We start from the raw sequence: 26,449 nt of genomic DNA, 5'->3' as shown, positions 1-26,449 counted from the left end.
CGCCCCCATACGAAAGGCACGCATATGGCATTGCGGTTCGGCGACAAGGTCTCCACGGCCGCGACCGACTACGGCACGGTCCTGCTGGACGAACGCAGCGGACAGTACTGGGAGTTGAACCCCACCGCCGGCCTGATCGTCACCACCCTGCTGGCGGGCGGCGACGAAACAGCAGCGGCCGACGCGCTTCTCGCCGAGTTCGCCATCGACCGCACGCAGGCCGAGCGGGACGTCGCGGCCCTGGTCGAGGAGCTGCGCGCTTCGGGGCTGGCCGCATGACGACACCGAGCGCACTGGAACGGCCCACCGGAGTCCCCCTCGCCCGGCGGCTGGCCGCCCGCCTCGTCCTCCTCCCCGCCGTCGCGCTGTCCTTCCTGCCCCCGCACCGCATCCGTGCCGTACTCGGGCTCGTGCGCCGAGGAGCCACACCCGCCTCTGCCGGCCAGGCCAAGGCTGCCCGGGACGCGATGTGCGCGGTCAGCCTGCGCTGCGCCGGGCCACGCGGCTGCCTGCCCCGCTCCCTGGGGGCCGCGCTGCTGTGCCGGCTGAGCGGCAGCTGGCCGACCTGGTGCACCGGGGTGCGGGTCGTGCCGCCGTTCACGGCGCACGCCTGGATCGAGGTCGATGCCCGCCCGGTGGACGAAGGGGTGCCGGACGACTACTTCACCCGGCTCATCGCCGTGGCACCGGTCAGCCGGCCCACCCGATGACCGCGGCCACCACGAAGACACCGGACCGTTCGACATGGGGCGCGGTCACCACCATGTACCGGCTCACCACCGGGCACCGGGCCTCCGTCGTCGTCGCCACCGTGCTCACCCTGGCCGGCTCCGCCCTCGGACTGGCCCAGCCGCTCCTCGCCAAGAACATCGTCGACGCCGGCGGACACGGACGGACCTTCTGGCCGCTGCTCGCGCTCCTGGCCACGCTGTTCGTCACCGAGGCGGCGACCGGCGCGGTGGGGCGCTTCGTCCTGGAACGCATGGGTGAAGGCGTCGTTCGGGGACTGCGCCACGGCCTCATCGCGCGCCTGCTGCGGCTGGAGATGAACCAGTACCACCGGCACCGTACCGGCGACCTGATCTCCCGCGTGACCACCGACACCACCCTGCTCAGGGACGTCGTGTCCCAGGCGCTGGTCGACCTGGTCACCGGCGCCCTCGCCGCCGCCGGGGCGGTCGTCCTGATGGCGTGGATCGACCCGCTGCTGCTGCTTCTGGTCGCCCTGACCGTGGCCACCGCCGCCGTGGTCGTGGCCTCCCTGCTCAAAGGCATCCGGGCCGCCTCCGCACGCATGCAAGGCTCCGTCGGCGCCGTCGCCGCCGAACTGGAGCGCGCGCTGGGCGCCTTGCCGATGGTCCGGGTGCACCGCGCCGAGGAGCGCGAGGCGGCGCGCATCGGCACGCGGGTCGACGCGGCGTACGACGCCGGCGTACGGACCGCGAAACTCGCCTCGGTGATGAGCCCCGCTGTCGAACTCGCCGTCCAGGGCTCCTTCCTGCTCGTCCTGGTCATCGGCGGGCTGCGGGTCAACGGACACGCCAACTCCCTCGGCGATCTGGTCGCCTTTCTGCTGTACGCCTCCTACCTGGTGCTGCCGTTGTCGTCGGTGTTCCGGGCGGTCGGGCTGATGCAGCGCGGCATGGGCGCGTACCAGCGGATCGCGCAGGCGCTGGCGATGCCGGCGGAACCGGAGGAGGTCGTGGAGCGCGCGGAGGCCGTGGAGGCCGTGGAGCGGACCGGGCCGGGCGGGTGCGTCGTCCGTGTGACGCCCCGGCGGGCGGAGCGGACGGGGAAGGGCGAGGCACCGGCCCTGGCCCTGCACGACGTCCGTTTCGGGTACGTCCCGGACCGGCCGGTGCTCAACGGTGTCTCGTTCACCGTCCCCCACCACGGGCAGGTCGCCCTCGTCGGACGGTCGGGCGCGGGCAAGAGCACGATCTTCGCGCTGGTGGCGCGATTCCACGAACCGGACTCCGGAACGCTGCTGTTCGACGGTCGTCCCGCAGCCGAGCTGAGCCGCGGAGCATGCCGGGCACGCATCGCCGTCGTCGACCAGAACACCCATGTCGTCCACGGCTCGCTCCGGGACAACATCACCTACGCGGCACCCGACGCCGGTGATGCCGAGGTCCGGCGGGTCGTCGAACTCGCCCGGCTCGACGGGGTGGTCCGACGACTGCCCGGCGGCCTGTCCGGCGTACTAGGCGAACGCGGCAACACCCTGTCGGCCGGCGAAAGGCAACGAGTCGCCCTGGCCCGCGCCCTCCTCGCCCGGCCCGCACTCCTTCTCCTCGACGAACCGACCTCCCACCTCGACGCCATCAACGAGACCGCACTCACCACGCTCATGAAGGAAGCCGCCCAGGAATGCGCCCTCCTGGTGATCGCGCACCGTCTCTCCACCGTCCGGCACGCCGACCGCATCATCGTGCTGGAAGAAGGCCGCACCGTCGCCTCCGGCTCCCACGAGGAACTGCTGACCACCAGTCCCTCTTACCGTGCGCTCGCGGCCGGCCAAATGCTCCGGCCGGCCCACGGCACGTCCGGGGCGGATGCGGCGACGGCCGCGCACGAACGGCCCCGAACGCCGTAGTCGTTGAAGGTCGTCACACCGCGTCTGCGGCCGGGCAGGGAGAGGCTGACCTCGACGACCTCCCCCTCCCCGGCCGTTGCCGACCATCGCGTTGCGGCAACAGCATCATCGCCCCGAGCATCTGCCGATCTGGCGAGCCGAGCGTACTGTGCGCGCTCTCAAGCGCTCAACTGACCTGCGAACACCGAATTTCCATCAAGGCATGGGCATGGTACTTCGCCAGCTGATGGCCGAAGGTGGCCCCCGTGAGGCCACGGCTTCTGAGCAGCATGTTTGGATGTGTTGGTGATTGTTAACGCACAGCAAACATCTGAGCCGCGGACGTACTTAGACCGCATTCTGGAGCACTGGTACAAGGACGAGGACGCCGAGGCGCTCGTCCAAGGGGCGCAGCGGCTGACCAGGGGAGAGGCTCGTCGGCGGCTGTTCGAATTGGGGCATGCGCTGCGCGGGCAGGGTCTCGCGCCCGGCGACGGAGTGGGCCTTTTCCTGGCCAACCGCGTGGACTCCGTCCTGGTGCAGCTCGCCGTCCATCTCATCGGCTGCCGCGTCGTGTTCCTGCCGCCCGAGCCAGGACCCGGCGAACTCGCCGCGCTGGTCGAGCAGTCCCGGGCGCGCGCCGTGGTCACCGACCCGCTCTTCGCTGGGCGGGCCGCCGACGCGGCCGGCCGCAGCATCCACACCCCCGCACTGCTCAGCCTCGGGCCGTGTGAGCAGCAGTGCACGGACCTGCTGGCCCTGGCAGCCGAGTGCCCAGACACGCGCCCCGAGGGCGTGCCCGCCCCGGGAGCGGACGAAGCCGTCACCGTCCTCTACACCGGCGGAACCCTGGGCCGCCCCAAACTCGCCTCGCACAGCCACCGGCTCTACAACATGCTGGTGGACCTGGTGGAAGACGTCCCGAAGTACTCCGGCTCCGCGTTCTTCCCGACCATGGACCAGGGTACGGACAGGGTGCTCGCCGCCACGCTGCTCACGCACGGCAGCGGCCACCTCACCTCGCTCCAGGCTCTGGTGACGGGGTCCACCCTCGTCGTGCTGCCCGAGTTCGAAGCGGGCGCGGCGCTGACGGTACTCCGGGAGGAGCGGATCACCGCCACCATGTTCGTACCGCCCATGCTGTACGCGGTTCTCGACCACCCGGAGTGCGAGCCGGGCGCGCTGCCCGAGCTGCGGCGGATCGTCGTCGGCGGTGCGGCCACGTCGCCCAGTCGGCTGCAGCAGGCAGTCGAGGTGTTCGGGCCCGTGGTCAGCCAGGGCTACGGGCAGTCGGAGGCGCTCGGTATCACCGCGTTCGGTGCGGAGGATCTCGCCTCGGAGGGAGCCGGGCGCCCCGAGCTCTGGCGCAGCTGCGGCCGTGCGATATCCGACGTCGAGATCGAGATCCGTGGTGAAGACAGCACGGCGGCACTGCCCGTCAGGCAGGTCGGCGAGGTGTGTGTCCGTGGCGAGACGGTGATGCTCGGCTACTACGAGGACCCGGAGCGCACCGCGGCGGCGCTGCAGGACGGCTGGCTGCGCACCGGGGACATGGGCTATCTCGACGCCGAGGGGTACCTCTACCTCGTCGACCGGGCCAAGGACATCATCGTCACCGGCCGTACCAGCGACAACGTCTACTCCCGGGTCCTGGAGGACTTCCTGCTCACGCTGCCCGGTGTGCGCAACGCGGCGGCCCTGGGCGTGCCGGACGAGGAGTACGGGGAAGCCGTACAGATCTTCCTGGCCACGGCCGAGGGCGGCCCTGACGTCGACCCGGAGGCGGTCGGCGCGGCTGTGACCGGCGAGTTGGGCGAGTTGTACACGCCCCGAAGGACGGTCCTGCTGGACCAGCTGCCGACGACCAAGGTCGGCAAGGTGGACAAGAAGGCGCTGCGCACCGCGTGGGCGAGCGGGAGCTTGGACACGCCGTAGGCTCCGTTGTGTGGAACACCCGGCCGATGCGGGGTCAAGTGCGTTGGGAAGACAGGGCCTTTGTGGCGCACCTGGACCGGCCCCCCTTCCCCCTGTGAAGGGGAAAGGGGGGCGCTGCTTTCCTCTGGGTGCCCTGTGGTGAGGTCGCGGGAGCTGCGTCCGCACCGGAGCTTCCCGGCCTCGATCTCTTCACCGAGGGGCACGTCGCCGGCTGGATCCCGGACGGGTGGCTCACCCTCGGTGAAGAGCATGCCGACCTGAGGAAGCCCATCAGGCATTCCCGGAGTGCGCGAAGGGCGTTTCAGGGCCCTCAAGCGCAGTGGCCCTGACCTTGGGGTCCTCAATTTTCATCAAGGCCACACCCCTCCGGGCACCGCGACGGCTCACCTCCGCCTGAGCGGAGGTGAGCCGGTGTGCGCTCCGATGACGATTTTGTGGTTGGAGTGTTCTCCGCGCGGGCGGAGGTGAGCCGCAGGGTCGAAGGGAACCGCCGAGACGGCCATCAATGCAACTTGCCCCAGGTCGATCGCGCCAAAAAAACCAGAGCGCCATATTTTCCCGGGGCAACCCGGGAAAGAGGTCGACCTGCATTGGGTTGGCCTACTCAACACCGTCGACCTCAGCGCGCCTACGCACCCGGACCGACCGCCTGCAGGCAATCGTCGTCGACCCCTCGGGCACCTTGCCGGAGATCGGCGACAGCGTTCTCGCGCGCCGCCGAGTCCCCCAACTCCCCTTGCTGGAAAGGGTCGACGCCGTGGTCTGCCACGCCGGCCACAACACCGTCTGCGAGACGCTCTGGCACGGGCTCCCCCTGGTCGTCGCTCCCATACGGGACGATCAGGGCGAACCGGCCGTTGTCGACGGCTGGCACATCGATGCCAGCTTCCCCGGCGAGGATCTGGACGCCGGTTCCACCGACTACAGGCGCTGGTGGGCAAACGTGGAGTCCAAGGACTGCGCGCTGCGGATGTTCTTCCTGTGCTCGGACGTGGGTGAGGACGACGCCCCCACCCGCATCGCGTCGGCTCCCACCTGGATGCCGCACGGCTGCTGGAGCCCGAGGGCGAGACGGGCCTGGAGGCCAGGGAACCGGCCCGGCGCGCGGAGTCTGCCACCAGGCATCGCCCGCTCGCGTACGCCACGGGCAAGGCCGGGGACGTCTACCTCTGCCACCCGTTCCCGGTGCACGCCGGCCAACCGCACCGCGGAACGAGTCCGCGCTTCTTGGGCCAGCCGAAGCTCACCCCGACCCGGCCGCTCCAGCTTGCGCGAAAGGACGGGACCTACTCACCCGTCGAGATCGCGACGGCCGACCGGTGGACATGGCTGGTGATCGCCGCCTACGCCCAGCTCCGGCTCGCTCGGCCACTGGCCACCGACCTCCGCAGGCCCTGGGAGAGACCGACCGAACCGCACAGGCTTACCCCCGCTCGTGTCCGACGGGGGTTCAGAAACCTGCGCACGAAGACCGGCTCACGGGCCAGCGCACCGAAACCCTCAACACCCGGGCCAGGAAGGCCACTTGGTTCGAAGTACCGCTGTCCGGCCGCCCGTCACGACGTGGGCCGCGTCCTCGCGACCGGCGAGGCATACAGCCGCCCCGCCCATCACAAAGTCGGCACGAAACCACCGGAGAGCCAACACCGATCGTTAAATGACAAGTAATTCGGGATGAAACAACGGGAGAAAACGCCCTCTTACCTGTTCCGCTTGCTTGGAGTGCACTCCAAGGCCATAGCGTTGAGGGCATGCCTGTATCACTAGGGTTTCGCCGGCGTCCCGGAATGCTGCCTAACTTCTATACCGGATCCCGGCTGAACACGAAATAAGCGGGAGCCAGACGATCGATATCCAAGGAGAATCTCTAATGCAACAACGCAAACTAGGGCAAGACCTCGAAGTCTCGGCTCTCGGGCTCGGCTGCATGGGCATGAGTTTCTTCTACGGTCAGCCGCAAGACGCAGCCGAGATGACGAAGCTGCTGCGGGCGGCCGTTGACCACGGCGTGACTTTCTTCGACACTGCCGAAGTCTACGGCCCGTTTACCAATGAGGACCTGGTCGGTCAGGCGCTGGCACCGGTCCGCGACCAAGTGGTGATCGCCACCAAGTTTGGAATCAAGCACGGCGAGCACGGGCCGACCCCGATGTCCGGGGTAGACAGCAGACCCGAGCAGATCCGCCAAGTGGCCGAGGCCTCGCTCAAGCGTCTTCAAACCGAAAGCATCGACCTGCTCTACCAACACCGCGTCGACCCCAACGTGCCCATTGAAGACGTGGCCGGCACGGTCAAGGAGCTGATCGCCGAAGGCAAGGTAAAGCACTTCGGCCTGTCCGAGGCCGGCGCCGCGACGATTCGTCGCGCCCACGCCGTGCAGCCAGTAACGGCACTGCAAAGCGAGTACTCGCTCTGGATGCGCGAGCACGAAACCGAAATCATTCCGACCTTGGAGGAACTGGGCATCGGTCTGGTGCCCTACAGCCCGCTCGGCAAAGGATTTTTGACCGGCAAGATCGATTCCAGCACGTCGCTGGCCGACAATGACCTCCGCCGCCTGCTTCCGCGCTTCAGCCCTGAAGCACGGCAAGCCAACCAGGTGCTGGTCGACCTGCTGCAGCAGATTGCCGACGACAGAGGAGCCACGCCGGCCCAGATCGCTCTCGCCTGGGTGCTGGCGCAGAAGCCGTGGTTCGTGCCGATCCCCGGCACCACCAAGCTGCACCGCCTGGAAGAGAACCTGGGCGCACTCGACGTCGAGCTGACAACCGGCGACCTACATCGGATCGAAGAGGCCGCGGCCAACATCCGGATCCAGGGCGAACGTCTCCCTGAGCAGTTGCAGTCACGGTTCGGCCGCTGAAAGCCTGTTCTGACTCCTGAGACCGCAGGTCACCGCACCGATGGCGGGCAGGAGGTCCCAACGCTGCCGTTCGTGGAACCGTCTCGGAGACGGTTCCACGACTCGCATTTCCCCTGCCCGGGGGACACAAGCAGACGACATGGCCTGCCTCGAACAAGCTGTCCCGAGACAATCGAGCCGCTGGTCTGACTGTTCCGCGCACCAGGGCAGTTGTCAGTCCTGATCACTAGGATCCGGGCGCATGACCTACATCTTCGATGTCTTCACCGGTGCGCGCCGTGGCACCACCCTCACCGGCAGTGTTCAGTACCGCGATCCCGACAACTACGGGTTCTCCCAGGGGCCCGTATTCGGCCTGCAGCTCATCATGGATGCCTGGAAGGAGGGTGGTGACTTCGGTGCCGGGCCGGTCTCCGCCGCAACGGAAGCTGAGTTCAACGAGCTTTTCGAGTTGTACCTCGGCCCGACGGTGCGTGTTGACGAGGAGGGCTACCTGCTGGAGGAGGGCTCCACCCAGGTGCGCATACCTCGCGTCAAGGCGAAGGAGTTTTACCAAGGCCAGCTCGACCCCCATGGCGGGCGGGGCTTCTCGGACGGCACCCACTACATATGCCTCGCTCCGCGGTGGGGCGACTTTGCACGCCGCGCCGAAGAGATCATCGTCTCCTGGGAGATCCGCGAGGACAACTCCACCGACCTTGACGAAGACGAGGGGACGTCCGCCGACTTCACCCTCGAAGTGAGTGACCCCCGCTATCTCGAGCACTTCACCAAGAACACGTACTTCCAAACGGCCTTCACAGGCCACCTCCCCTCGTAGGTTCGGCCAGCCGGTATTTCGCTGTCGTCCGGCGGCCTTCTGGGCTGCCGGTCTTCGGGTCAGGCACCGAGTAGAAGAAGCGAAGCGCCGTCAGGTGCCGGCCGGCGCTCGTTTCCTCGGCCAGCTGGGGTGGTGCCTTCCGGGCCAGGCGCCTGATCATGAGGGTGATGGCCGTCCAGGTGATCAGCGTCTCGGAGTGTTGGATGAGCCGTTCGTAGTCCCTCGCGTGACGGCGGGCGTGCATCATCCACGCGGCTCCGTTCGACGACCCAGAGGCGGGGCCGCATGACGAAGCCGGAGGCGACCTTAGGACGGCTGACCGGCTTGATCGTGAGGTTGAGGTGCTGTTTTGCCCAGTCGACGAGCTTGCCGGCGTAGGCGGAGTCGGCCCACACGATCGTGATCTCGGGGGGGGCATCAGGCGGAGGCGGAAGGGGATTTCGTTGGCGGCTGCGAAATCGTGCAGGTCGGCGCGGGTGACCATGACCAGCCAGATGGATCCTGCTGGTCAGACCGCCCCGACAGCGTCCGAGCCCCGGGAGGCGGAGCCCCTTTTCCTGAGATCGCGGTGGTCGACCTGATGCTGCCCAGCATCGACGGCTTCGAGGTCTGCCGCCACATCCGCGGTGGCGACCACCGCGTCGGCACGACCGCCCGGATCGTGCTCACTGCCTGCCGTCCAGGCCGTCGAGGAGCTTGTCGTTGCAGGCCTGGCGGGCCTGCTTGTAGGTGGACGAGTCCGACGAGACCTCGGGCGAGGTGGGGTTCGGGTCACCGCCGGGGATGACGTTGCCGTCCTGCAGCTGCGGGTTGGTGAACTTCGAGACGCCCTTGGCTCGCATGCACTTGGCGTGCGCGAGCATCGACTCGTAGTCCTTCTGCGTGTCGCGGGGCGGCTCCAGACTCGCGGCCTTCCGCATCTCGGCCCCGCAAGCCTGACGCGGCCGGGTGCCCTTGGTGGCGTTCTCGGTGCCCATCGAGATCCGAAGTTCCTCGATCATTGTCCAGTCGAGGTGGCCGCTCAGCTTGGGATCGGGGAAGTCCTTATCGACTTCCGTACGCATGCACTGGACATACTTCATCTGTGCGTCGTAGAACGCACTCTTGCCCTTGGACGCACCGCCCTTGGACGCGTCGGCGCCGTCCTTGGTCTGGTCGGTGGAGGGCGCGTTGCTGACGGAAGCGACCCCTCCGTCGGACGACTCGGCGGCGCCCCCGCAGGCCGTGGTCAGGGCAAGGGCGGATACGGCCAGCAGCAGCGCGAGGCGTACGGCACGGGAACGGGAGCCTGTCTTCTGCGTCATGCGGACAATGTCGGGGGCCGAATTAGTGGCCGCTCCATGGCCGCATGATGAGAACGTAACAATGCTGCGGCTCGGCACTTACGCCGTGTGGACAACGACTTGGTGCGCGATGGAGGTCCGGGCGTGTGGGCCCGGTGTCTGGCTGGTGGGTGATCAGCAGGCAGTCTGCCGGGCGGGCACGATCTCTGTGCCTGGCCGGCAGACTGTGGTCCGAAGTCAGACCCGCACGGATACGAGCAACCACGCGATCCACCGACCCGTCGCCGCCTCGGTCCCGCACCGCTTCCGCCAATTCCGCCGCGCCCGCCAAGCCGATACGGGTTCCGGGCTCCGCGAAGGCGAGATGAGGCACAGCTAGGCCGTTTCCTCCGGACCATCTGATCATTGGTCCGATGGTGTCGCTGACTGATGCCCAATGGGCCCGGATCGAGCCGCTGTTGCCAGACCGGGCCCCGAAGCGGGGTGGCAGGTGGCGGGACCACCGACAGGCGATCGACGCCATCGCCTGGAAGTACCGCACCGGCTCGCCCTGGATGGATCTGCCTGCGGAGTTCGGCTCGTGGAAGGCAGCCCACAACTCGCTGCGGAAGTGGGCGGCCGACGGCACATGGCAACGGATGTTCACCGCGCTCCTGCCCCAGACCGAAGCCGAAGGCGACCTCGGCTGGGTTGTCGCGGTCGACGATCGTCCGTGCCCATCAGCACGCCGCCGGGCCCGTCAAAGGGGGCCCCGACAGGCGAGCCCGCCGACCATGCCCTCGGAGTTTCCGGTCATGTGGCCAGGTCCAGCCATTCCCCGACGGCCAGCACGTGTGCGCGCCGTCCGGCGTGCGTGCGGAACTCATTCTCCGGGTCCAAGACCTCGACGTAGCCCGCGATCTTGTCCGGCTGCTCTGCCTCGTAGTGCATCGGCACTGCGCACCGGGCGTCGAGGATCTCCGCGGCCGCGGCGGCCTGTATCGGGGCCATCGCGGCGGGCAGCGGGCTCGGCGGCTGCAGGTGCGGCGCGTCGACCACCGCGCCGTTGGCGGGCAGGAACACCGCGTCGAACGGGGCTGAAGCGGCGCGCGATGAGCCACCGGTAGCCGTGGAACATCGTGTCGCCGCCGTGGAAGACCCGTTGCCCGTCGGCCTGCACCACCCAGTTCAGTTGCGGGTCACCCAGCCCGTCGACGGAGGGGACCGCGGTGACGCGGAACGGCCCGACCTCGCGGGTGGACCAGGCATCCACGACCTCGGCAGCCAGCCGGTGGAGGGCGAGCTCGCGCTCGGCCGGCAGCGTCGTCACATTGTCCACGTCGTCGCCGTGACCGGGCGCCGGTCGCAGCACCGGTGCCCCCGGCGTCAGCGCGTCCGCGAGCGCGGACGCGTCGGTGTGTTCCCGGTGCAGGTGGGTGACCAGTGCGCCGGTGGCCTTCCCGCTCGGCGCGGCCAGCCCCTCGCCGGGCTTCCACCCCGTGAACAGCGCGGCAGCGGGTGTGCCTCGGCGGTCGTCGACGTCGCGGTGCCCCACACCACCGGGTCGAGGGCAGACACTCTGACGCTGGTCGTGCTGCCGATGGGTAGTACTGGGTGTGCGGTCGCCACGGTGGCGGCGCGCTCTACATCGCGGAGGTGCAGATGACGCAGCGGCCCGGGGCGACCCCATACCCCATCCCGCCCGCAGTGCAGGAAGCGTATGGTCCGGCCGATCTCAGCTCGATGTCCCTGTTCGGCGGGGGGTTCATCAACTTCGGCTACTGGCAGGACATCGACCTCGACCAGCCGCTGACCGAACACGACCGGATCAGCAGCCAACAGGCCATGTACCGCCATGTGCTCGCCACCTTGGCGGCTGCACAGGAGCCGCGAGCCCTGGAGGTCGGATCGGGCCTGGGGGTCGGCTGCGCAGTTGCGCTCAAGGAGTACGGCTTCGGGCACGTCACCGGCATGGACATCCATCCACAGCAGCTCAACCGGGCTGAACAGGCCAACGCCGATCTGTTGGCCCGCCGCCCCGAACAGCTGCGCTTCGCACACGGAGCAGCCGAAAGCATGCCGTTCGCGGAGGGAGAGTTCGACTGCCTGTACAGCGTGGAAGCCGCCCAGCACTTCCGCGACCTCGACGCGTTCGCCCGGGAGGCCGCACGCGTGCTGCGGCCCGGCGGCCGTGCCGTCATCGCCAGCTTCTTCGTCCCCGACGCCGACCCGGCCCGACCCGAGCGGCTGGCCGAACTGCTCGACACATACAGCACCGGCCTGGACGTCGCACACACCGTCCCGCAGCTCACCGGCAGCCTCGAACGGGCCGGCCTGACCGGGGTGCGTGCCACCCCGATCGGGGCGTCGGTATGGCCTGGCTGGGACCGCTGGCTGGCGCGCATGTGGGAGCCCGGCACCTGGCCTCGCAACTTCCTGCGGGCCTACCGTGAAGGCACCCTCGACTACTTCACGGTCACCGCACAACGACCCATGCCATGACCTGACGGTCAGCCTTTGGAACCCGCTTCCCTGCAACTTCGGACAGCGAGGAACACGCGCGCGAAACTGCGGCTTGAGGATCACGCGAGCGAAACTGCGGCTTCCGGACATCTCCAGGCCGGTGGGCCAGAGTGGATGTCTCGCCCTGGCGGTCATCGCACCTGAACTGCCCCGGCCCGTAGGGGAACCTGACGGCGCATCTCTTCGCGCACGTAATCCGACCCGTCAGCAGTAGGGGGAGTTGGGCGGGCTTGGCGGGCTTGGCGGCCTTGGGGCGCCGCCGAGCCCGCGGGCATGTCTCTGTCTCTTGGCTGCGACGGAGGCCCGGTAGTTTCATGGCCGCCGTCGTTGCGAGCGATCCCGCGCGAGATGGTCGACGGCGGCCTGCCCAGGCGCCCGACCCTACGTCGAGCGGACTCACCAGCTGCGATGCCGCGTGAAATCTCCTCCAGACGGCCGGCTATGCGCGATCCGCGCGTGGCGTGGCGGTGCCGTCCGGGGTCGTTGCGGGTTTCGTGTGGAGGATGTCGCGGGCTTGCTCGGCGGCGCGGGCGATGCTCTCGGAGACGAAGTCGGCGGAGCGGGCGATGTATTTGAGGCGGGTGGCGGCTGGGGTGGGGGCCGAGGATGCCGACGCCCTGCCGTGCGATCTCGACCAGGTGGGCGGTGGGCCGCTCTTCGATGTGGTTCGGGATTCACACATGTCCGAAAGGTGTTATCAGTCCCAGACGCATACTTGTCGGGCATACCCCCGATCTGACTTGATAAGCGATCTGCGTATCGGCCGCGCCTGGGGTGGGAGGGGTTTTTCTATGGCCCTGGAGCATGACGACGTACTGGGGAATGCCCTGGACTTCAGCCCGGCGAGTGCCGCGGGGGCGAAACGGGTCAGCGAAATGCTGGTGTTCCTCCGCCAGCGGTACGCGACGTTCACGCCGGGGCAGACCGGAGACGCGCGCTTCTTCATGGTCGATGTCCGGTTGGACGCGACCAGGACGATCCAGCTCTACTTCCTGAAGCGAAACCTCTACCTGCGCGGCTGGACGCACGACGGCGGCACGGACTTCATGGGTGCCTGGGACGACAAGGAGAGGGCTCTCGACGAGGCAGGCCGGAGGCAGCTGATCCCCACCGGGATGACCCTGAGGAAGGGGTCGGACTTCGTGAAGGCCGAGTACGGACAAGGAGCCGACAAGGAAACGCTGTCGCGGAGCACGATGGAAGGGCGGCTGAGCAAGCTCCACACCTACCTCGGGGACGTGGTAGCCGGGCGGCGTGACGACACCGCGGGGGCCGAGGCCGGGCTGCATGTGATCGCCCGGATGACGGCGGAGATGGCCAGGTTCGGCCTGTTCGCCAAGTCCTTCACGCAGAAGTGGGCGGCGGGGCTGGGCCAGGAGTCCACCGTCACCGTCAAGCTGCACTACTCCCCCGGGCAGTACACGGATTACACCACTCCGCCTTTCCGGGACGCCATCCTGAAGTGGGCGAAGCTGACGAAGAAGTCGAACGGCGGGACGGACGCCCTCACCCTCCTCGGCAAGACCGTCGTCCAGGTCGAGGCCGAAGCGATGATCGGCGGCGGCGCCAAATGGCGCCCTGAAGCCGGTGAATGACCAACCCTTCCCTGCCGACAGAGCGGAGACCGGCATGAACGCACCGCAGACCGGCGGCCAGCCCCCCGTCGACCTGGAAGCGTTGCGCGCCCACATCCTCACCCTGGGCTCCCCACCCACCCTGACCTCCGTCGATGCCCAATTACCCGACTCCCTACGGGACGTGCTCACCGCCTTCCCGCACGGAACCCTCCAGGGCGCCGCGGGCTCCGGTCCCCCCGAGATCGACCCCGAGGGCACCCGGCTGACCCTCTCCCTGGTCTGCGCCTCCCAGGAGTGGCCCGCCGGCACCGCCATGGCGCTCGTCGTGACCGGCGTGAGGGTGACCGTCACCGCCGAGGGCGCGACGACGCTCCTCCTCGACGCCGTCCACGACAAGACCGACGTGACCGCCACGGTCACCGCCGACGGGCCCGGCCGCCTCGCCGCCGCCGTACGGCCCGTCCAGCCCGGCGCCTTCGCCGGCGCCCTCGAAACCCTCGGCCGCGCCTTCGCCGGCGACGCCGTCTGGGCAGCCACCGCGGCCGGCCTCCAGGAATTCGCGTTCTCGCCCGACCACGTCGCCGGGTTCGACTACCGGCTCGACCGGAAGGACGGGGCGTACAGCGCGACGTCCATGGCCGTCGTCGCCGCACTCGACCTCAAGGCACCCGGCAAAGCCACCGCCCTCGGCCTCGACATCTCCCTGTGGTTCCCCGACCTGCGCGTCACCGGCCGGCTGCGCGGCGGCGAAGCCGTCGACGTCCGGGAGCTGCTCACCTCCTTCGGCATGCCCGTGGCCGAGGTGCCGGACGGGCTCGGCAGCGCCGAGCTCAGCTTCGCGGCCGACCTCGGGGACGCCTACCTCGTCCGGACGAAGCTCACCGGCACCTGGGAGATCGCTCCCGGGCTGACGCTGCGCGGCCTCTCCCTGGACCTGTCCTACAGCCGTGACGAGAACTTCGTGGCCCGGTTCGGCGGGACCGTGTCGCTCGGCCAGGCCATCAGCATCGATGTCTCCGCCGCCCAAGTGGGCGGTGGTCAGGGCTGGTCCTTCTACGGCGGGCTCACCGCGGGCACGTCCTTCGGCATCCGGGACGTCGTGTCCGCGCTCGGCCTCACCGACGTGCCGGGCCCCGTCGAGAGCCTCGCACTCACCAGCCTCTGGGTCTCCCACACCACCGGCACCGTGCGGACCGAGTTCTTCTGCCAGGGCGATCTCACGATCGCGGACGGACTCACCGCGTCCCTCGGCGCGGCCGTCACCCGGGATTCCACCGGTGTGCGCTACGGAGGCACCCTCGACGTCGACGGCTTCCGCTTCAATCTTCTCTTCGACACCGCCGGGGGCGGCACGGACGTCTTCGTCGCCACGTACCGGGCTGCCGGCGACGACTCGCTGCGCGTCTCCCTGCGCGACTGGATCGCCGCCCTCTTCCCGGAGGCAGCCGACGGCATTCCCGCCGATCTGAGCATTGCCCTCGACAGCGCCAAGTTCGCCCGCGTGAAACCCCCGGGCGGAGCCCCCCGCTTCTGCGTCGGGCTCGATCTCTCCGCCCGGCTCGACCTCTCCGCCCTGCCGCTCGTCGGCGAGTACCTGCCCCCGGCAGGCGACCTGGGCATCGAGAACCTGCAAGTCGTCTACAGCTCCGGCGACTTCGACGCCACGATCACGGCCACGGTCAACCGTCTCCTCACCACGGCCGCGGTCGGCCCGCTGCCCGCCGTCGGACTCAAGGCGGGGCCCGCCGCCCGTGCCGATCTGCGCCTGGGTCCGGCGATCCTGGAGCTGTCCGTGGGCATGTCCGCCCCGACGTCGCCGACGACTCCGCCCGCCCACGCGCTCCCCGCCGCCGGCACGGACGGCGGCCTGCCCGCCGAGATCTCCGCCGCACCGGCCGCCGACCGAGGCGGCCTGTGGGTGGACGTGGGCCGTTCCTTCGGGCCCGTACAGATCCAGCGCATCGGGCTCGCCTACGAGCGCGGCCTGCTGTGGTTCATGTTCGACGGCTCCCTGGGCGCCGCCGGACTCGACATCGCCGTGCAGGGACTCGGCCTCGGCTTCGACCTCGACGGCGACCCCCTGCTGCCGGAGCCCCGGCTCGACGGGCTGCTGGTCTCCTTCGAGCGGCCGCCGCTGCGCGTCGGCGGGGGGCTGATCACCCGTCGGCAGCCGGGCTACGACCTGATGGTGCAGGGCCAGCTCGCCATCGAGATGCCGACCTTCGGCGTCACCGCGGTCGGCGCCTACCAGCGCAGGACGGGCGGCACGACATCGATGTTCGTCTTCGGACGGGCCACCGCCGCGTTCGGCGGCCCGCCCCCGTTCCGGGTGACCGGCGTGGCGCTGGGCTTCGGCTACAACAGCTCGGTACGCGTCCCCCGCCAGGACGAGGTCAGCACCTTCCCCTTCGTGGCCGGGCTCGACGGCGACCTGCCCGACGACCCGATGCAGGCGCTCGCCCGGCTCACCGACGGGTCACCGCCCTGGGTCACGGCCCGCGAGGGGCAGATCTGGCTGGCCGGCGGCCTGGACTTCACCTCCTTCGAGTTCCTCCGCGCCCGCGTGCTGCTCCTCCTGGAAGCGGGCCACGACCTGACCGTCGCCCTCCTCGGGCACGCCGTGGCGAGCTTCCCCAAGAAGGGCACGGCGTACGCCCGTATCGGCGTCGACCTGCGGGTCGTCTTCCAGTCGGCGCGCGGCGAACTCACCGCCTCCGCCCAGCTCGTCGACTCCTACGTCATCGATCCGTCGTGCGTCCTGACCGGCGGCTTCGCCTTCTCCTCGTGGTTCGCCCCGAGCGACCACGCCGGCGACTTCGTCCTCACCGTCGGCGGCTACCACCCGAGCTATCCGGTGCCCCGCCACTTCCCGGTCGTCCCGCGTCTCGGCTTCACCTGGTCCGTCGGCTCCGCCGTCTCCCTCACCGGCGCCGCCTACTTCGCCCTCACCCCCAACGCCGTCATGGCCGGCGGCCTGCTCGACGTGCGCTACAGCGCGGGCATCGTCGAGGCGTGGCTGACCGCCAAGGCCGACATCCTCATCCAGTGGGCGCCCCTGCACTTCCGGGCAGGGATCTCGGTGCGTGTCGGCGCCAAGGTCAGGCTGCTGTTCACGGTCAGCGGCGAACTGGGCGCCTCGCTCGACCTCTGGGGCCCGCCCACCGGCGGCACGGTCACCGCGAAGTTCGTCTTCATCACCGTCACCGTGCGGTTCGGCGCCTCCCTGACCGGCCCGGCGCACCTGGACTGGAACGAGTTCCGCACCCAGCTCCTGCCGCCCGCGAAGCCGCTCACCGCCCACCCCCTCACCGGCCTGCTGACCGACTCCGACGCCGACCCCGAGCTGCGGGCCGCACGTGTCGAGGCCGGTACGGAACCCTGGCTCGCCGACCCCTCGGGCTTCTCCTTCGCCGTCTCCAGTGTGGTGCCCACCGCGCGGGCGCAGTTCAACCAGCGTGATCCGGTCGGAGAAGGCGAGGGCACCGTCGACATCCGCCCCATGGGCAAGAAGGACATCGACGGCCTCCTGCACGTCACCGTCGCGTTCAGCGACACCCGCCGCGGACAGACCGCGAACTGGCGCGCCGTCCCCGGCGAGGAGCTCTGGCGCGTCGAGACCCAGCGCGGGAACGTGCCGTTCGCCCTCTGGGGCGACCCGGACGTCCCCCAGGACAAGACGCTCGGCCAGGACCCCCTGCTCGACCACATCACCGGGCTGCGCGTCACCGTGCCGGGCCCCAAGACCGTCGGCCAGGACCTCGGCCCCATCGCCGAACGCGACCTCGCCCAGGAGAAGCTCACCCCCGACGCCCCCTTGCCGCTCGACCCCGACGCCGTGCCCGGCGGCTCCCCGGTGCACCTGGCCGAGCCGGACGGGGCGGGTGTCGGCGTCCTCGCCGACGAGTTCGCCACGCTCTCGGCCGGCACCGCCCGCACCCGGATGCACAGCGCCCTTGCCGGTCTGCTGCCCGGCAGCCCGCTCCCCAACGGCACCGTGAGCGCGTACGCCGACGGGGCCCGCACCCTCGGCCTCGACGCCGACCCGCTGCTGCTCACCCAGGACCCGGCGCCGCCGCACCCCGACCCCGTCCTGCTCGTCCTCGACGACACCACCGGGCAGATCCTCACCGTCGACCCGCTCACCGCGGCCGTCATCGGCCGGGTCCCGGTCGGCCGGCCCGGCCCGTACCTCGCCGTCACCTCCGTGGACGGCGCGAGCCTTTACGCGATCGGGCCCGACGGGCAGGAGATCGCCGTCATCGACACCGTCGCCCAGCGGGCCAGGCCGCCGCGCGCCGGCATCACCCTCGGCGGCCGGCCCACCGTCCTCGTGGTCAGGCGCGACGCCACCCGCGCGGTCGTCGCCTGCCCGGCGCCCTGGGCGGCCGCCTCCGTCGACCTCACCGGGGACACCCCGCCGGTGCACACACGCGTCGACCACCAGGACGTACGCAACTTCGGCGGCATCGCCGTCGACGTCGAGGCGGGGCGCCTGTACGCCAACGCCAACGACGCCAGCAGCACCGTCACCTACGACACCTCGGCCGGTGAACTCCGGGGCAAGGTCTACGGGCCCGCCACACCCACGTTCGTCACTCCGGGGGAGACGGGCCGGGTGTACGTCTACGGGGCCGCCGCGGGCAGCAACGGCCAGGTGCAGGTGATGCCGGTGCCGACCAGCGGCGCCACGTACAGGCCGTACGACTTCACCGTCCCCGGCACGGCGCTGGCGATGCTGACCAGCTCGGCCCGGCGGGCCGTCGTCCTCCGCAGAACGGGCGACACCGGCCACGTCGTCACCCTCTACGAGCAGCCGCACTCCTCCCCGCCCGTCACGGTCAAGGAGTCCGAGGTCGCCGTGGGCGCCGCCCCGCTCGCCCTCACGCTGGACCCCCGCGACCGGGCCTGGGTGCGGCACGCGGCCGCCGTGTCCGTCGTGGCCGGCGGCGAGCTGCTGGCCGAACTCCCGCTCGGCGCCGCGCCGCTGTCCCTCACCTTCAGCCCCGACGCCGGCCGGGCGTTCATCGCCTGCGACGACGCGACCGTCGCCGTCGTCGACCTCGGCGCCGACGGGCCGGCCGTCACCGGGCGCTGGCAGCTGCCGCCCGGCACCGTCGCCTCCGCCGCGCTGTTCACCACCTTCTCCGCCACCGCCTCGGAAGGGGCCGCACGATGACGGACCAGCTCGACGCCCCCGTGCCGGTCACCGACCCCGGCTTCGTCCTGCACTTCCGCGACAACCGCGAACCGGCCATCGACGCCGGGCTGTACCGCGTCCGTGCCGAGCAGACCCTGCCCGGCGTGGACACCGGCGGCTACCTCGTGCCCGTCGAGGAGACCTTCGAGGTACGCGCCCCGCAGTTCGCGCTCGCCGACGACCAGGTGCACGCCGTCAACCCCGCCCCCGGCACCCACGCCGACCACTCCACGACCCTCGCCCACCTGACCCTGGCCAACCCGCTGCTGCCCTGGATGCGGCGCCTGGACGAACCCGGCCGCGCAGACGCCGCGCCGGCCGAACCCTGGCTCGCCCTGCTGGTGTTCGCCGAGGGCGAGCTCCCCGCCGACCCCCGGGCCGACGCCGTGACCGTGCCCCGGACCGCCGAGGAACTGCTCACCGATGCCGAGGGCGTACGACACCCCCGCATCGCCCCCTCCCAGATCGAGGGCGACCCCACCGCGCCGTGCCGCACCGTCGACATCCCCGGCGACGTCTTCGCCACCGTCGTGCCCCGCACCGAGGAGCTCCGGCACCTCCTGCACGTCCGCGACGTCACCACCGACACCGGCCTGCGCGGTGAACAACTCGCCGAGGGCGCCTACGCCGTCGTCGTCTCCTCCCGGCTGCCCGACCGGACCGTCCAGGCGCGGTACGCCGCGCACCTCGTCGCCCTGGAGGGCTGCCGGTCGATCCTCGCCGACGCCGACGCGGGCCGGCTCACCCACGAGGTCACCGTCCGGCTGGCCGCGCTGCACAGCTGGTCCTTCACCAGCGACCCCGCCCCCGGCGGCGGATTCGCCGGCCGGGTGCGCCACTTCCTCTTCGACTCCACCGGCCAGGAGCGCGACCTGCTGCTGCGCCTGCCCCCGCCCCCGGCCGGCGACGGCTCCGAGGCACGCGCGAGCGCCCTCGCCCACCTGGAGTCCGGCCGGGTGCCGCTGCCCTACCGGCTGGAGACCGGCGAGGACACCTACGCCTGGTACCGGGGGCCGTTCACCGCCGAACCCGCCCAGAAGCTCCCCAACACCCCGGAGCCCGGCTGGACCAGCGCCGCCCAACTCATGGTCTACGAGCGGGCGTGGGGCCTCTTCGACGCGGGCTGGGGCGCGGCCTGGACGCTCGGCCGGGCCCTCGCGCTCGCCGACGCCGACTTCGCCGCGACCCTGTCCGCCTGGCACACCAAGGCCCGCGCCCGCGCGGCCGCCATGGCGCAGCGCCTCACCGCGCCCGGCCTCGGCACACGGGCCTCGTCGCGCGACGCCGCCTTCCACGCCCGGGCCATGGGCCCGCGCCCCTTCGGCGGCCTGCTGGAGGAGCTCGCGGCCGACGGCACCGCCGCCCGCCTCCTGCGCGCGGCCACCCACCCCGCCGTCGCCCGGCCCGTCCCCCCGCCCCCGGACCCCGCCCTGCATGCCCCCGCGGCGGGACACCGCGGCGCGGGCCGGGCCGCCCGCACCGCCGCCCTCCTCGCCGACCCGCCCACCGCGCTGCGCACCGCCCTCGCCGCCCATCTCGCCGACGACGCCGAACCCGTCACCGCCTGGCTCCGGAAGCTGCGTCTGCTGCACCACATCCCCTTCCCCGCCCTCGTCCCCGACGAGAGCGCCCTGCCCGCCGAGTCCCTGCGGGTGTTCTACGTCGACCCCGGCTGGCTCACCGCCCTCGTCTCCGGCGCCGCCGGCATCGCCATCACCGGCGAACTCGACGCCGCCGTCGCCCGTATCGCCGCGCCCTGGGCGCGCGGCGACGAAGCCGTCACCCCCCGCGCGGGCGTCCTCATCCGGTCCGCGCTCGTCCGGGAGTGCCCCGGCCTGCTCGTCCGCCCCTACCGGGGCCACGGCGACACCCGAAAGCCTCTCGCCGTGCTGCGCCAGGACGCTCTCGGCCCCGACGTGCTCCTCGTGCTCTTCGCGGACGTGCCCGACGAGATCGAGCTGGCCGAGCCACCGGAAGGACTCTCCTTCGGCATCGACACCGACCTGGAAGGCCGCCGGACGATCAATCTCCGGAGGGTCGACGCGCCCGTCGCCCGAGAGATCACCAACGAGGCGTTCCCGAAAACCCCGGGCCCGGACGGGCTCGACGCCCACCTGCGCCCCGACCCGGCAGGCCGGCCCGCCGTTCTCGACCTGCGTCCCACCGCCGACACGGGCCTGCTGCGCGCGCTCGGCGCCCGGCTGACCGCCCTCGGCCAGCAGGCCGCCGCGGATTTCGGCCCCGCCGGGCTCGCCACGCAGCTCGTCAACGCGCCCCTCCGCCAGCTCATCACCCGCGAGCCGGCCCGATGACCGCACACCGTCCACAGAAAGGGCAGGAAGGCGCAGTGACGGATACCCCCGGAGCGGCCGCCGCACAGCAGCCGCTCGTCGTCCCCATGCAGATCGAGGCCCTGGCCGTCAACGAACGGGTCCGCCTAGCGGAGGTCTTCCAGCGGTGGCAGGCCAACTACGCCCTCACCCGGCTCAACCTGTCACCCGAACCACCCGCGTTCTCCAACACGGACACCGCCTTCAACTCCGACCCCGCGCGCGAAGGCATCTACCTGCACTGGCAGTTGCCCGAGGCCCTCACGCACGGCACCGACACCGACGGCGACGGCGTCCCCGTCTTCCCGCTCGTCCCCAACCGGTGGCTGGTCGTCCGCCAGGCCGTCGCCACGGCGTCCGGGGAGCGCACCGACACCGGCTGGATCGTCGAGAGCGACCACCTCGACCCGGCCCTCGGCACCAGCCCCTACATGGACCGCGACGGGCGCCTCACCCGCATCGGGCGCCGCGTCGGCCTGGCCACGGGCGAATGGAGCGAACCCGGCACCCCCGGCGGGCTGTTCCTCACCGCCGTCGGCCCCGGCCTGCCCACGTTCGCGGCCTACCAGCCGTACAACACCGATGTGTTCTCCGTGCACGACCGCACCGACGACCTCGACCCGCGGACCGCGTGGCAGCTGAACTACCTCGTCGCCGGCTGGTACGGCGACCCCGCGGCCGACCCGCTGGCCGGCGACCCCGCCGACCGCATGGCCGCCCTGCGCTGGACCGCCGACGGCACGGCCCCGGACAGCGCCCGCACGGTCTGCCACGGCACCGTCCTCGACGTCGCCTGGCAGCGCCAGGGCAGCCCGATGCCCGCCTCCGACCGGCCCGACTACGTCACCATCGGCGTCGGCAACAACACCGAGCACGCCACCAAGGCGATCACGGAGCACGCGGGCCGCCGGGCCGGCGCCCCGCCCGAGCTCGCCGCGCTGCTCTCGGCCGTCCACTCCGGCGTACTCGACCTGCTCGACGAACCCGACGGGCAGTTCCGGGCCGAACGCGCCGTCCACGCCTCCTGGTTCACCCCCACCCACGCGGGCTACACCTGGGTCCTGGAGGACGTCCCACCGGATGCCCCCGCCGAGGGCGCACGCCGCCGGCCCCGTGCCGCCCGGACCGCGTACGCCGAGGTCCTGGCCCGGCTCAACACCGCCCAGGCCGCCCACGACGCCGCGGTCCAGGACCTGATCGGCGCGCAGCGCAGGCTCTACGACCTGTGGTGGGCCGCCAACCTGCCCAAGGTCCCCGAGGCCCCGGGCGAGCCGGCCGGCGCCTACCGCGAACGGCTCGACGCGCTGGTGAGGACCGCGACCGAGGAGGCCAAGGCCGAGCGCGACACCGTCGCGACGTTACGCGCCGCGATCCCCTGGGCCGAATCCCCCGACGACCTCAATGACGCCATCCGCGCCTACCAAGACGCACACGGGCTGCCTGCCGACCAGGTCGTCCTCAAACGGGACGTCCTGCCCGGCTTCCAGCTCCCCAACGACCCCGTCGTCGTGATCCGCGGCACCAAGGACCGGCCCCTCCCGCCCGACCCCGAGCAGCCCGCCGCGACCGACCTCTACACGGTGCCCGAGGGCACGTACGACGACGCGGAGGAGGACGAGGCTCCGCCGCTCGCCTGCCGCTGGCCGGCCGCGCTCGTCACCGGCGTACGGGCCGCCGGGACCACGGTCTCCGCGAGCCAGGCGAACACCCCCGCGCCACCCCACCTGCCCGCCCCCGACGGCCTGGCCGGGGTGCTGGCCTCCCTGCTGCGGGAGCTGCTCCACCTCGCCCCCTCCAACGCACGCGCCCTCGCCCGCGCCGCCGGCTACGCGGGCGATGTCACGGCGCTCACCGAGGCCATGCGCGCGCCGGAGGAGAACGCGGTCGGCACCCCGGGCACGTACACCGCCCCCTGGCGCCAGCCCTGGTCGCCGCTGTTCTTCGAGTGGAAGGTCGACTACTTCCCCATCGAGTGGCAGGGCGACCCGGGCGGTGCGGGCGCCGGGCGTGCCAACTGGAGCTTCGACGGGACCTCCTACCGCTGGCTCGGCACCGGCGCCCACCCTGTCCCCGTCAGCCTCCGCGGCCGCCAGTTCCTCACCCCCACCCCCGGGAAGACCACGGCCGCCGCGCTGCGCCAGTACGCCCGGACCCACCCGGGGCCGGCCGCCGGTGCCCTGCGCTCCCTGGCCCGGCAGGCCGACGACGCCGACCTGTTCGCGCAGCCGCTCGTCGGCTTCACCGAGCAGCTCACGGCGCGCGGCCACACCCCGGCCTCCCTCAACCCGCACTCCCGGCTCTCGCCCGACCTGCGCACCGCGCTCACCGAGGCGGCCGCCCGCACCCTGCCGCCCGACCCCGGCGCCCGGCCGCGCCCCTTCACCGGCTGGAACGCCTCCCTCTACCAGCCGCTGCGCGCCGGCCAGTTCGCCTTCGAGCGGCTTGCCGTGATCGACCGCTTCGGGCACACCCTGCCGGCGATCTTCCCGGACCCGCGCGCCCTGCTGTTCGCGGCCGGCAACGAACCCGGCGACGTCATCGGCGTCGGCGTCCCCGCCCGCCGCTTCGCCCCCGAGCTCCCCGCCGAGCTCACCCCCTCGCTCAGGAGCCCTGCCGACCCCGCCCAGGGCCACCACACCATCAACCCGCCCACCTGGTACCGCTTCACCCAGCTCACCCCGCGCCTGGTCCAGCCGGCCCGCGCCGGGTTCACCCTGCTCGACGCCCGCGACGACCTCAACCCGCTCACCACGTCGAGCGATCCGGACACCACGGCCGTCGCGGCCTGGCTCGTCCCCGGCTACCTGGACCGGGCGCTGTACGCCTACGCCCCGGACGGGGCCCCGCTCGGCGAGCTGCGCACCACGCTCCCGCCCGACGGCCTCCCCCGGGCCACCTGGCACCCGCTGCCGTACTCCCGCTACCGCACGATCGGCGAACTGCGCGACGCATACCCGCACCTGCACGACTTCCTGGTGGCCCTGACCGCCGCCGACCGGGGCCCGGCCGCCCTGCGTTCCCTCCTCACGGTCATCGACCGCACCCTGTCCACGACCGCGCCCCTGGGCGAGGCCCCTGCGCCGTACACCCCAAGTGTGCTGCTCGGCCGCCCGCTCGCGCTCCTGCGCGTCCGCCTCGGCATCGACCTGGACGGCCCGCCGTACGCCGACCCCGCCTGGCGGAACCTGCGCGAGGGGACCCCACCCGGCTACCCCTCCTACCGCTGGCCGGTCCGGCTCGGCGAGCGGAACGAGCTCGCGGACGGCCTCGTCGGCTACTTCCACGGCGACCACCGCGCCACCGACTACAGGCTGCTGCACACCGTGCTCGACACCCCCGAACTCCCCGACGAGGCCCGCGACTACTTCGCCCCCATCGGCACCGGATCCTCCCTCACGCTGCCCGCCCGGCCGCCCGGCAGCGACCCCGAGAACCGCGACGCGGCCTTCCTCACCCTGCTCGCGGACCCGCGCGGCACCGTGCACGCCACCACCGACATCCTTCCCACGGCGGAGGTACGGCTGCCCGCCCGGCTCGTCGAACCTCCCCTCGCCGAGCTCCCGGTGTCCTTCCGGCTGGGCCCACTGCCCGCCACCCCGTACGCGCCCGAGCCGGACCCCGCGGGCAACGGCGGCCACGCCGCGCACCCGCCCGCGCTCCTGCTGCCCCGCCCCTCCGACCGGCACGGCACCTGGACCTGGGTGGAGAGCGCCACCGGCGACCGGTGGACCGAGGCCGACACCTATGCCGCCGACGGCGAGGCCCACCACCCGCACCCCGCCCCCGCCCTGCGCACCGGACGCCTCACCCTCCGCCCCACCCCCGCCGACGAGACCGAAGGAGACCGCCGATGACCGACGCGCCCCGAGCGGACCAGGGCCCCCTGCTCACCTATGCCCTGACGACCGTCCCCAACCCGCTCACCGCCAGCCCGCCGGACGTCAAGCCGGGCGACGAGGACGAGAACTCCTACGCCGACATCGACCTCGTCATCTCCAACAGCGGCAGCACGCCCGTACGGTGCAGCAAGATCGCCATCGTGCTGCCCGTCGGCACCCTCGCCCAGGACCTGGCACTCACGGGCGAGGGCATCTCCGCCTACGTCGAGCCCGACTCGGGCTGGACCGTCGTCGACGTACAGTCCGACGTCCTGCTCGCGGTGCCGACGGCGGAGACCGCGGTGTTCCCGGCGGCGGGCGAGGCGGGACCGTCGAAGGTGCGGTTCAGCATCGCGCCGCAGGGCGGGGAGAGCGAGGTCACCGTCGACGGGCTGTACCTCACGCTCCGCCGCATCATGGTCAGCGACAAGGCGGGCGTCGCCAGGATCGAGATCGAGGAGTGGGCGACGACGGACGGGACGATCCCCGACACGCCCCACACCACGACCCTGGACGTCGCGAAGTTCCCCTTCCGCAGTGGGGCCGACCCGGCCCCGGGTATCGGCCGCGCCCTCGTCGCCCTCAAGAGCCAGGGCGGCCCGCCGGCCACTCGCATCGCCGCGAACGCGCCGGTCCGCCTGGAGTGGCACCACGTACGGGGCGACAGCCACGAGCTGTACATGGACGACCGGCGCGTCACCGACGCCGCGATCGCGGGCGGCAGCAAGTACGACGTCCCGGCCAACACGGTGCGGCGCGACACGGCGTTCGCCCTGAAGACGGTCACGCCCACCCCGGACGGCGGCTTCGTGGTGCGCTGGGACCACCTGACCGTGTGCGTCACGGACCAGACGCTGGCCCAGCTGACGGTGAGCGGCGCCCTCCAGGCCGACGGCAGCCTGACGACGGGCAGCACGTCCGAGACGAAGTTCAACCACCCCGTCTCCGTCCTCAACGGCAAGAAGCTGACCGCGACGGGCGAACTGCGCGTCGACGGGAACGTCTCGGCCGGTGGCACGGCCCAGATCACCGGGAAGCTGACGGCGGACGGGGACGTCCAGGTCAACAAGTCCTTCAAGACGGGCACCGCCGGCGAGTCCGTCTTCTACCACAACGTCACGGTCTACACGCCGAGCAAGCTCGTCGTCGGCAAGGACATGCAGGTCAACGGAAGCGTCACCGGCTCGCTCAAGGTCACGGGCTCGCTGAACGCCGACGTCGACGTCACCCGGGGCGGCAAGGGCGTCCTTGCCCACAACGACACGATCAGCATGAGCAACACGCGGTACGGGGGCTACCTCTACGCACCGGCTTACGACTACGACGGCGACCGTGGATACATCTTCCGGTGGAAGCCGGGCAATCCGATCAACAATGGTTACTGGAAGGTCGAGCGGAACTCCACCACCGCGGAGGCCCTCCAGGACCTCCCGGCCGCCGAGGACACCACCACCACGGAACCCCCGGCCGGGAAGTGAGCCGATCCGGG

At 71.4% G+C, this 26,449-nt stretch carries 14 protein-coding genes and 6 pseudogenes; 15 read left to right on the top strand and 5 right to left on the bottom strand.

The genetic code is table 11. The features are described 5' to 3' along the window. Nucleotides 1-24: 24 nt before the first annotated feature. The 5 genes and pseudogenes from STRNI_RS40925 to STRNI_RS40905 all read left to right on the top strand — a co-directional run. Nucleotides 25-279, top strand: coding sequence for a lasso peptide biosynthesis PqqD family chaperone (locus STRNI_RS40925; protein ID WP_159492161.1), 255 nt, complete (start codon nucleotides 25-27; stop codon nucleotides 277-279). Further along, a complete protein-coding gene (locus tag STRNI_RS40920; RefSeq protein WP_093647010.1) occupies nucleotides 276-710 on the top strand; it encodes a lasso peptide biosynthesis B2 protein in 435 nt (144 codons plus the stop codon). The genes STRNI_RS40925 and STRNI_RS40920 overlap by 4 nt, the downstream gene beginning before the upstream one ends. Then, on the top strand, nucleotides 707-2,596 hold the full coding sequence (locus STRNI_RS40915; RefSeq protein WP_277413156.1) for an ABC transporter ATP-binding protein: 1,890 nt from the start codon (nucleotides 707-709) through the stop codon (nucleotides 2,594-2,596). The genes STRNI_RS40920 and STRNI_RS40915 overlap by 4 nt, the downstream gene beginning before the upstream one ends. 285 nt (nucleotides 2,597-2,881) lie before the next feature. Beyond that, entirely contained in the window at nucleotides 2,882-4,510 is a 1,629-nt protein-coding gene (locus tag STRNI_RS40910) for a class I adenylate-forming enzyme family protein (RefSeq protein WP_277413155.1), read from the top strand. Between the two features lie 631 nt (nucleotides 4,511-5,141). Further along, nucleotides 5,142-5,354 (top strand): annotated as a pseudogene (locus STRNI_RS40905) (glycosyltransferase); the annotation flags it as partial. Nucleotides 5,355-5,431: 77 nt separating this feature from the next. On the opposite strand, the gene STRNI_RS40900 reads toward STRNI_RS40905, so the two are convergent. Beyond that, nucleotides 5,432-5,686 (bottom strand): hypothetical protein, encoded by a 255-nt coding sequence (locus STRNI_RS40900; RefSeq protein ID WP_277413401.1) that lies wholly within the window; start codon nucleotides 5,684-5,686, stop codon nucleotides 5,432-5,434. Nucleotides 5,687-5,821: 135 nt separating this feature from the next. Between STRNI_RS40900 and STRNI_RS41440 the strand changes: the two are divergent. The 3 genes and pseudogenes from STRNI_RS41440 to STRNI_RS40890 form a co-directional block, all read left to right on the top strand. Continuing rightward, nucleotides 5,822-6,178 (top strand): annotated as a pseudogene (locus STRNI_RS41440) (NF041680 family putative transposase); the annotation flags it as partial. Between the two features lie 202 nt (nucleotides 6,179-6,380). Beyond that, entirely contained in the window at nucleotides 6,381-7,373 is a 993-nt protein-coding gene (locus tag STRNI_RS40895; RefSeq protein WP_277413154.1) for an aldo/keto reductase, read from the top strand. 241 nt (nucleotides 7,374-7,614) lie between these two features. After that, nucleotides 7,615-8,193, top strand: a complete 579-nt coding sequence (locus STRNI_RS40890; RefSeq protein WP_266450635.1) for a hypothetical protein — start codon at nucleotides 7,615-7,617, stop codon at nucleotides 8,191-8,193. Between the two features lie 97 nt (nucleotides 8,194-8,290). Here the strand turns inward: STRNI_RS40890 and STRNI_RS40885 are convergent. Further along, nucleotides 8,291-8,683, bottom strand: a pseudogene (locus STRNI_RS40885) (transposase); the annotation flags it as partial. Nucleotides 8,684-8,858: 175 nt separating this feature from the next. Continuing rightward, nucleotides 8,859-9,497 (bottom strand): hypothetical protein, encoded by a 639-nt coding sequence (locus tag STRNI_RS40880; RefSeq protein WP_159492151.1) that lies wholly within the window; start codon nucleotides 9,495-9,497, stop codon nucleotides 8,859-8,861. Between the two features lie 392 nt (nucleotides 9,498-9,889). Here STRNI_RS40880 and STRNI_RS41755 point away from each other — a divergent pair. Then, nucleotides 9,890-10,108, top strand: a pseudogene (locus tag STRNI_RS41755) (transposase); the annotation flags it as partial. 160 nt (nucleotides 10,109-10,268) lie between these two features. On the opposite strand, the pseudogene STRNI_RS41750 reads toward STRNI_RS41755, so the two are convergent. After that, a pseudogene (locus STRNI_RS41750) lies at nucleotides 10,269-10,962 on the bottom strand (MBL fold metallo-hydrolase); the annotation flags it as partial. A 155-nt stretch (nucleotides 10,963-11,117) separates the two neighbouring features. On the opposite strand from STRNI_RS41750, the gene STRNI_RS40865 reads away from it, so the two are divergent. After that, entirely contained in the window at nucleotides 11,118-11,957 is an 840-nt protein-coding gene (locus tag STRNI_RS40865) for a class I SAM-dependent methyltransferase (RefSeq protein ID WP_159492147.1), read from the top strand. 460 nt (nucleotides 11,958-12,417) lie between these two features. On the opposite strand, the pseudogene STRNI_RS40860 reads toward STRNI_RS40865, so the two are convergent. Next, nucleotides 12,418-12,631: pseudogene (locus STRNI_RS40860) on the bottom strand (MarR family transcriptional regulator); the annotation flags it as partial. A 138-nt stretch (nucleotides 12,632-12,769) separates the two neighbouring features. Between STRNI_RS40860 and STRNI_RS40855 the strand changes: the two are divergent. From STRNI_RS40855 to STRNI_RS40835, 5 genes are read left to right on the top strand one after another with little or no spacing between them, the layout of a single operon-like run. After that, a complete protein-coding gene (locus tag STRNI_RS40855; protein ID WP_093648272.1) occupies nucleotides 12,770-13,573 on the top strand; it encodes a ribosome-inactivating family protein in 804 nt (267 codons plus the stop codon). A 34-nt stretch (nucleotides 13,574-13,607) separates the two neighbouring features. Continuing rightward, nucleotides 13,608-18,731 (top strand): DUF6603 domain-containing protein, encoded by a 5,124-nt coding sequence (locus STRNI_RS40850; protein ID WP_277413152.1) that lies wholly within the window; start codon nucleotides 13,608-13,610, stop codon nucleotides 18,729-18,731. Beyond that, on the top strand, nucleotides 18,728-21,064 hold the full coding sequence (locus STRNI_RS40845; RefSeq protein WP_277413151.1) for a hypothetical protein: 2,337 nt from the start codon (nucleotides 18,728-18,730) through the stop codon (nucleotides 21,062-21,064). The genes STRNI_RS40850 and STRNI_RS40845 overlap by 4 nt, the downstream gene beginning before the upstream one ends. Before the next feature lie 35 nt (nucleotides 21,065-21,099). Then, the gene (locus STRNI_RS40840; RefSeq protein ID WP_277413150.1) at nucleotides 21,100-24,936 is read left to right on the top strand and encodes a hypothetical protein; all 3,837 of its coding nucleotides are present in this window, start codon (nucleotides 21,100-21,102) and stop codon (nucleotides 24,934-24,936) included. After that, on the top strand, nucleotides 24,933-26,438 hold the full coding sequence (locus tag STRNI_RS40835) for a polymer-forming cytoskeletal protein (RefSeq protein ID WP_274732640.1): 1,506 nt from the start codon (nucleotides 24,933-24,935) through the stop codon (nucleotides 26,436-26,438). The genes STRNI_RS40840 and STRNI_RS40835 overlap by 4 nt, the downstream gene beginning before the upstream one ends. Nucleotides 26,439-26,449 lie beyond the last annotated feature (11 nt).

This window comes from Streptomyces nigrescens (genome assembly GCF_027626975.1).
Lineage (GTDB): Bacteria > Actinomycetota > Actinomycetes > Streptomycetales > Streptomycetaceae > Streptomyces > Streptomyces nigrescens.
This window is presented reverse-complemented; position numbering and strand designations above follow the sequence as displayed.

Excerpts from the sequence above, each read along its gene's own strand:
- STRNI_RS40845 (WP_277413151.1), top strand. The coding sequence starts at position 18,728 with ATGACGGACCAGCTCGACGCCCCCGTGCCGGTCACCGACCCCGGCTTC.
- STRNI_RS40855 (WP_093648272.1), top strand. The coding sequence starts at position 12,770 with ATGGCCCTGGAGCATGACGACGTACTGGGGAATGCCCTGGACTTCAGC.
- STRNI_RS40880 (WP_159492151.1), bottom strand. The coding sequence starts at position 9,497 with ATGACGCAGAAGACAGGCTCCCGTTCCCGTGCCGTACGCCTCGCGCTG.
- STRNI_RS40895 (WP_277413154.1), top strand. The coding sequence starts at position 6,381 with ATGCAACAACGCAAACTAGGGCAAGACCTCGAAGTCTCGGCTCTCGGG.
- STRNI_RS40890 (WP_266450635.1), top strand. The coding sequence starts at position 7,615 with ATGACCTACATCTTCGATGTCTTCACCGGTGCGCGCCGTGGCACCACC.
- STRNI_RS40850 (WP_277413152.1), top strand. The coding sequence starts at position 13,608 with ATGAACGCACCGCAGACCGGCGGCCAGCCCCCCGTCGACCTGGAAGCG.
- STRNI_RS40925 (WP_159492161.1), top strand. The coding sequence starts at position 25 with ATGGCATTGCGGTTCGGCGACAAGGTCTCCACGGCCGCGACCGACTAC.
- STRNI_RS40915 (WP_277413156.1), top strand. The coding sequence starts at position 707 with ATGACCGCGGCCACCACGAAGACACCGGACCGTTCGACATGGGGCGCG.
- STRNI_RS40920 (WP_093647010.1), top strand. The coding sequence starts at position 276 with ATGACGACACCGAGCGCACTGGAACGGCCCACCGGAGTCCCCCTCGCC.
- STRNI_RS40835 (WP_274732640.1), top strand. The coding sequence starts at position 24,933 with ATGACCGACGCGCCCCGAGCGGACCAGGGCCCCCTGCTCACCTATGCC.
- STRNI_RS40865 (WP_159492147.1), top strand. The coding sequence starts at position 11,118 with ATGACGCAGCGGCCCGGGGCGACCCCATACCCCATCCCGCCCGCAGTG.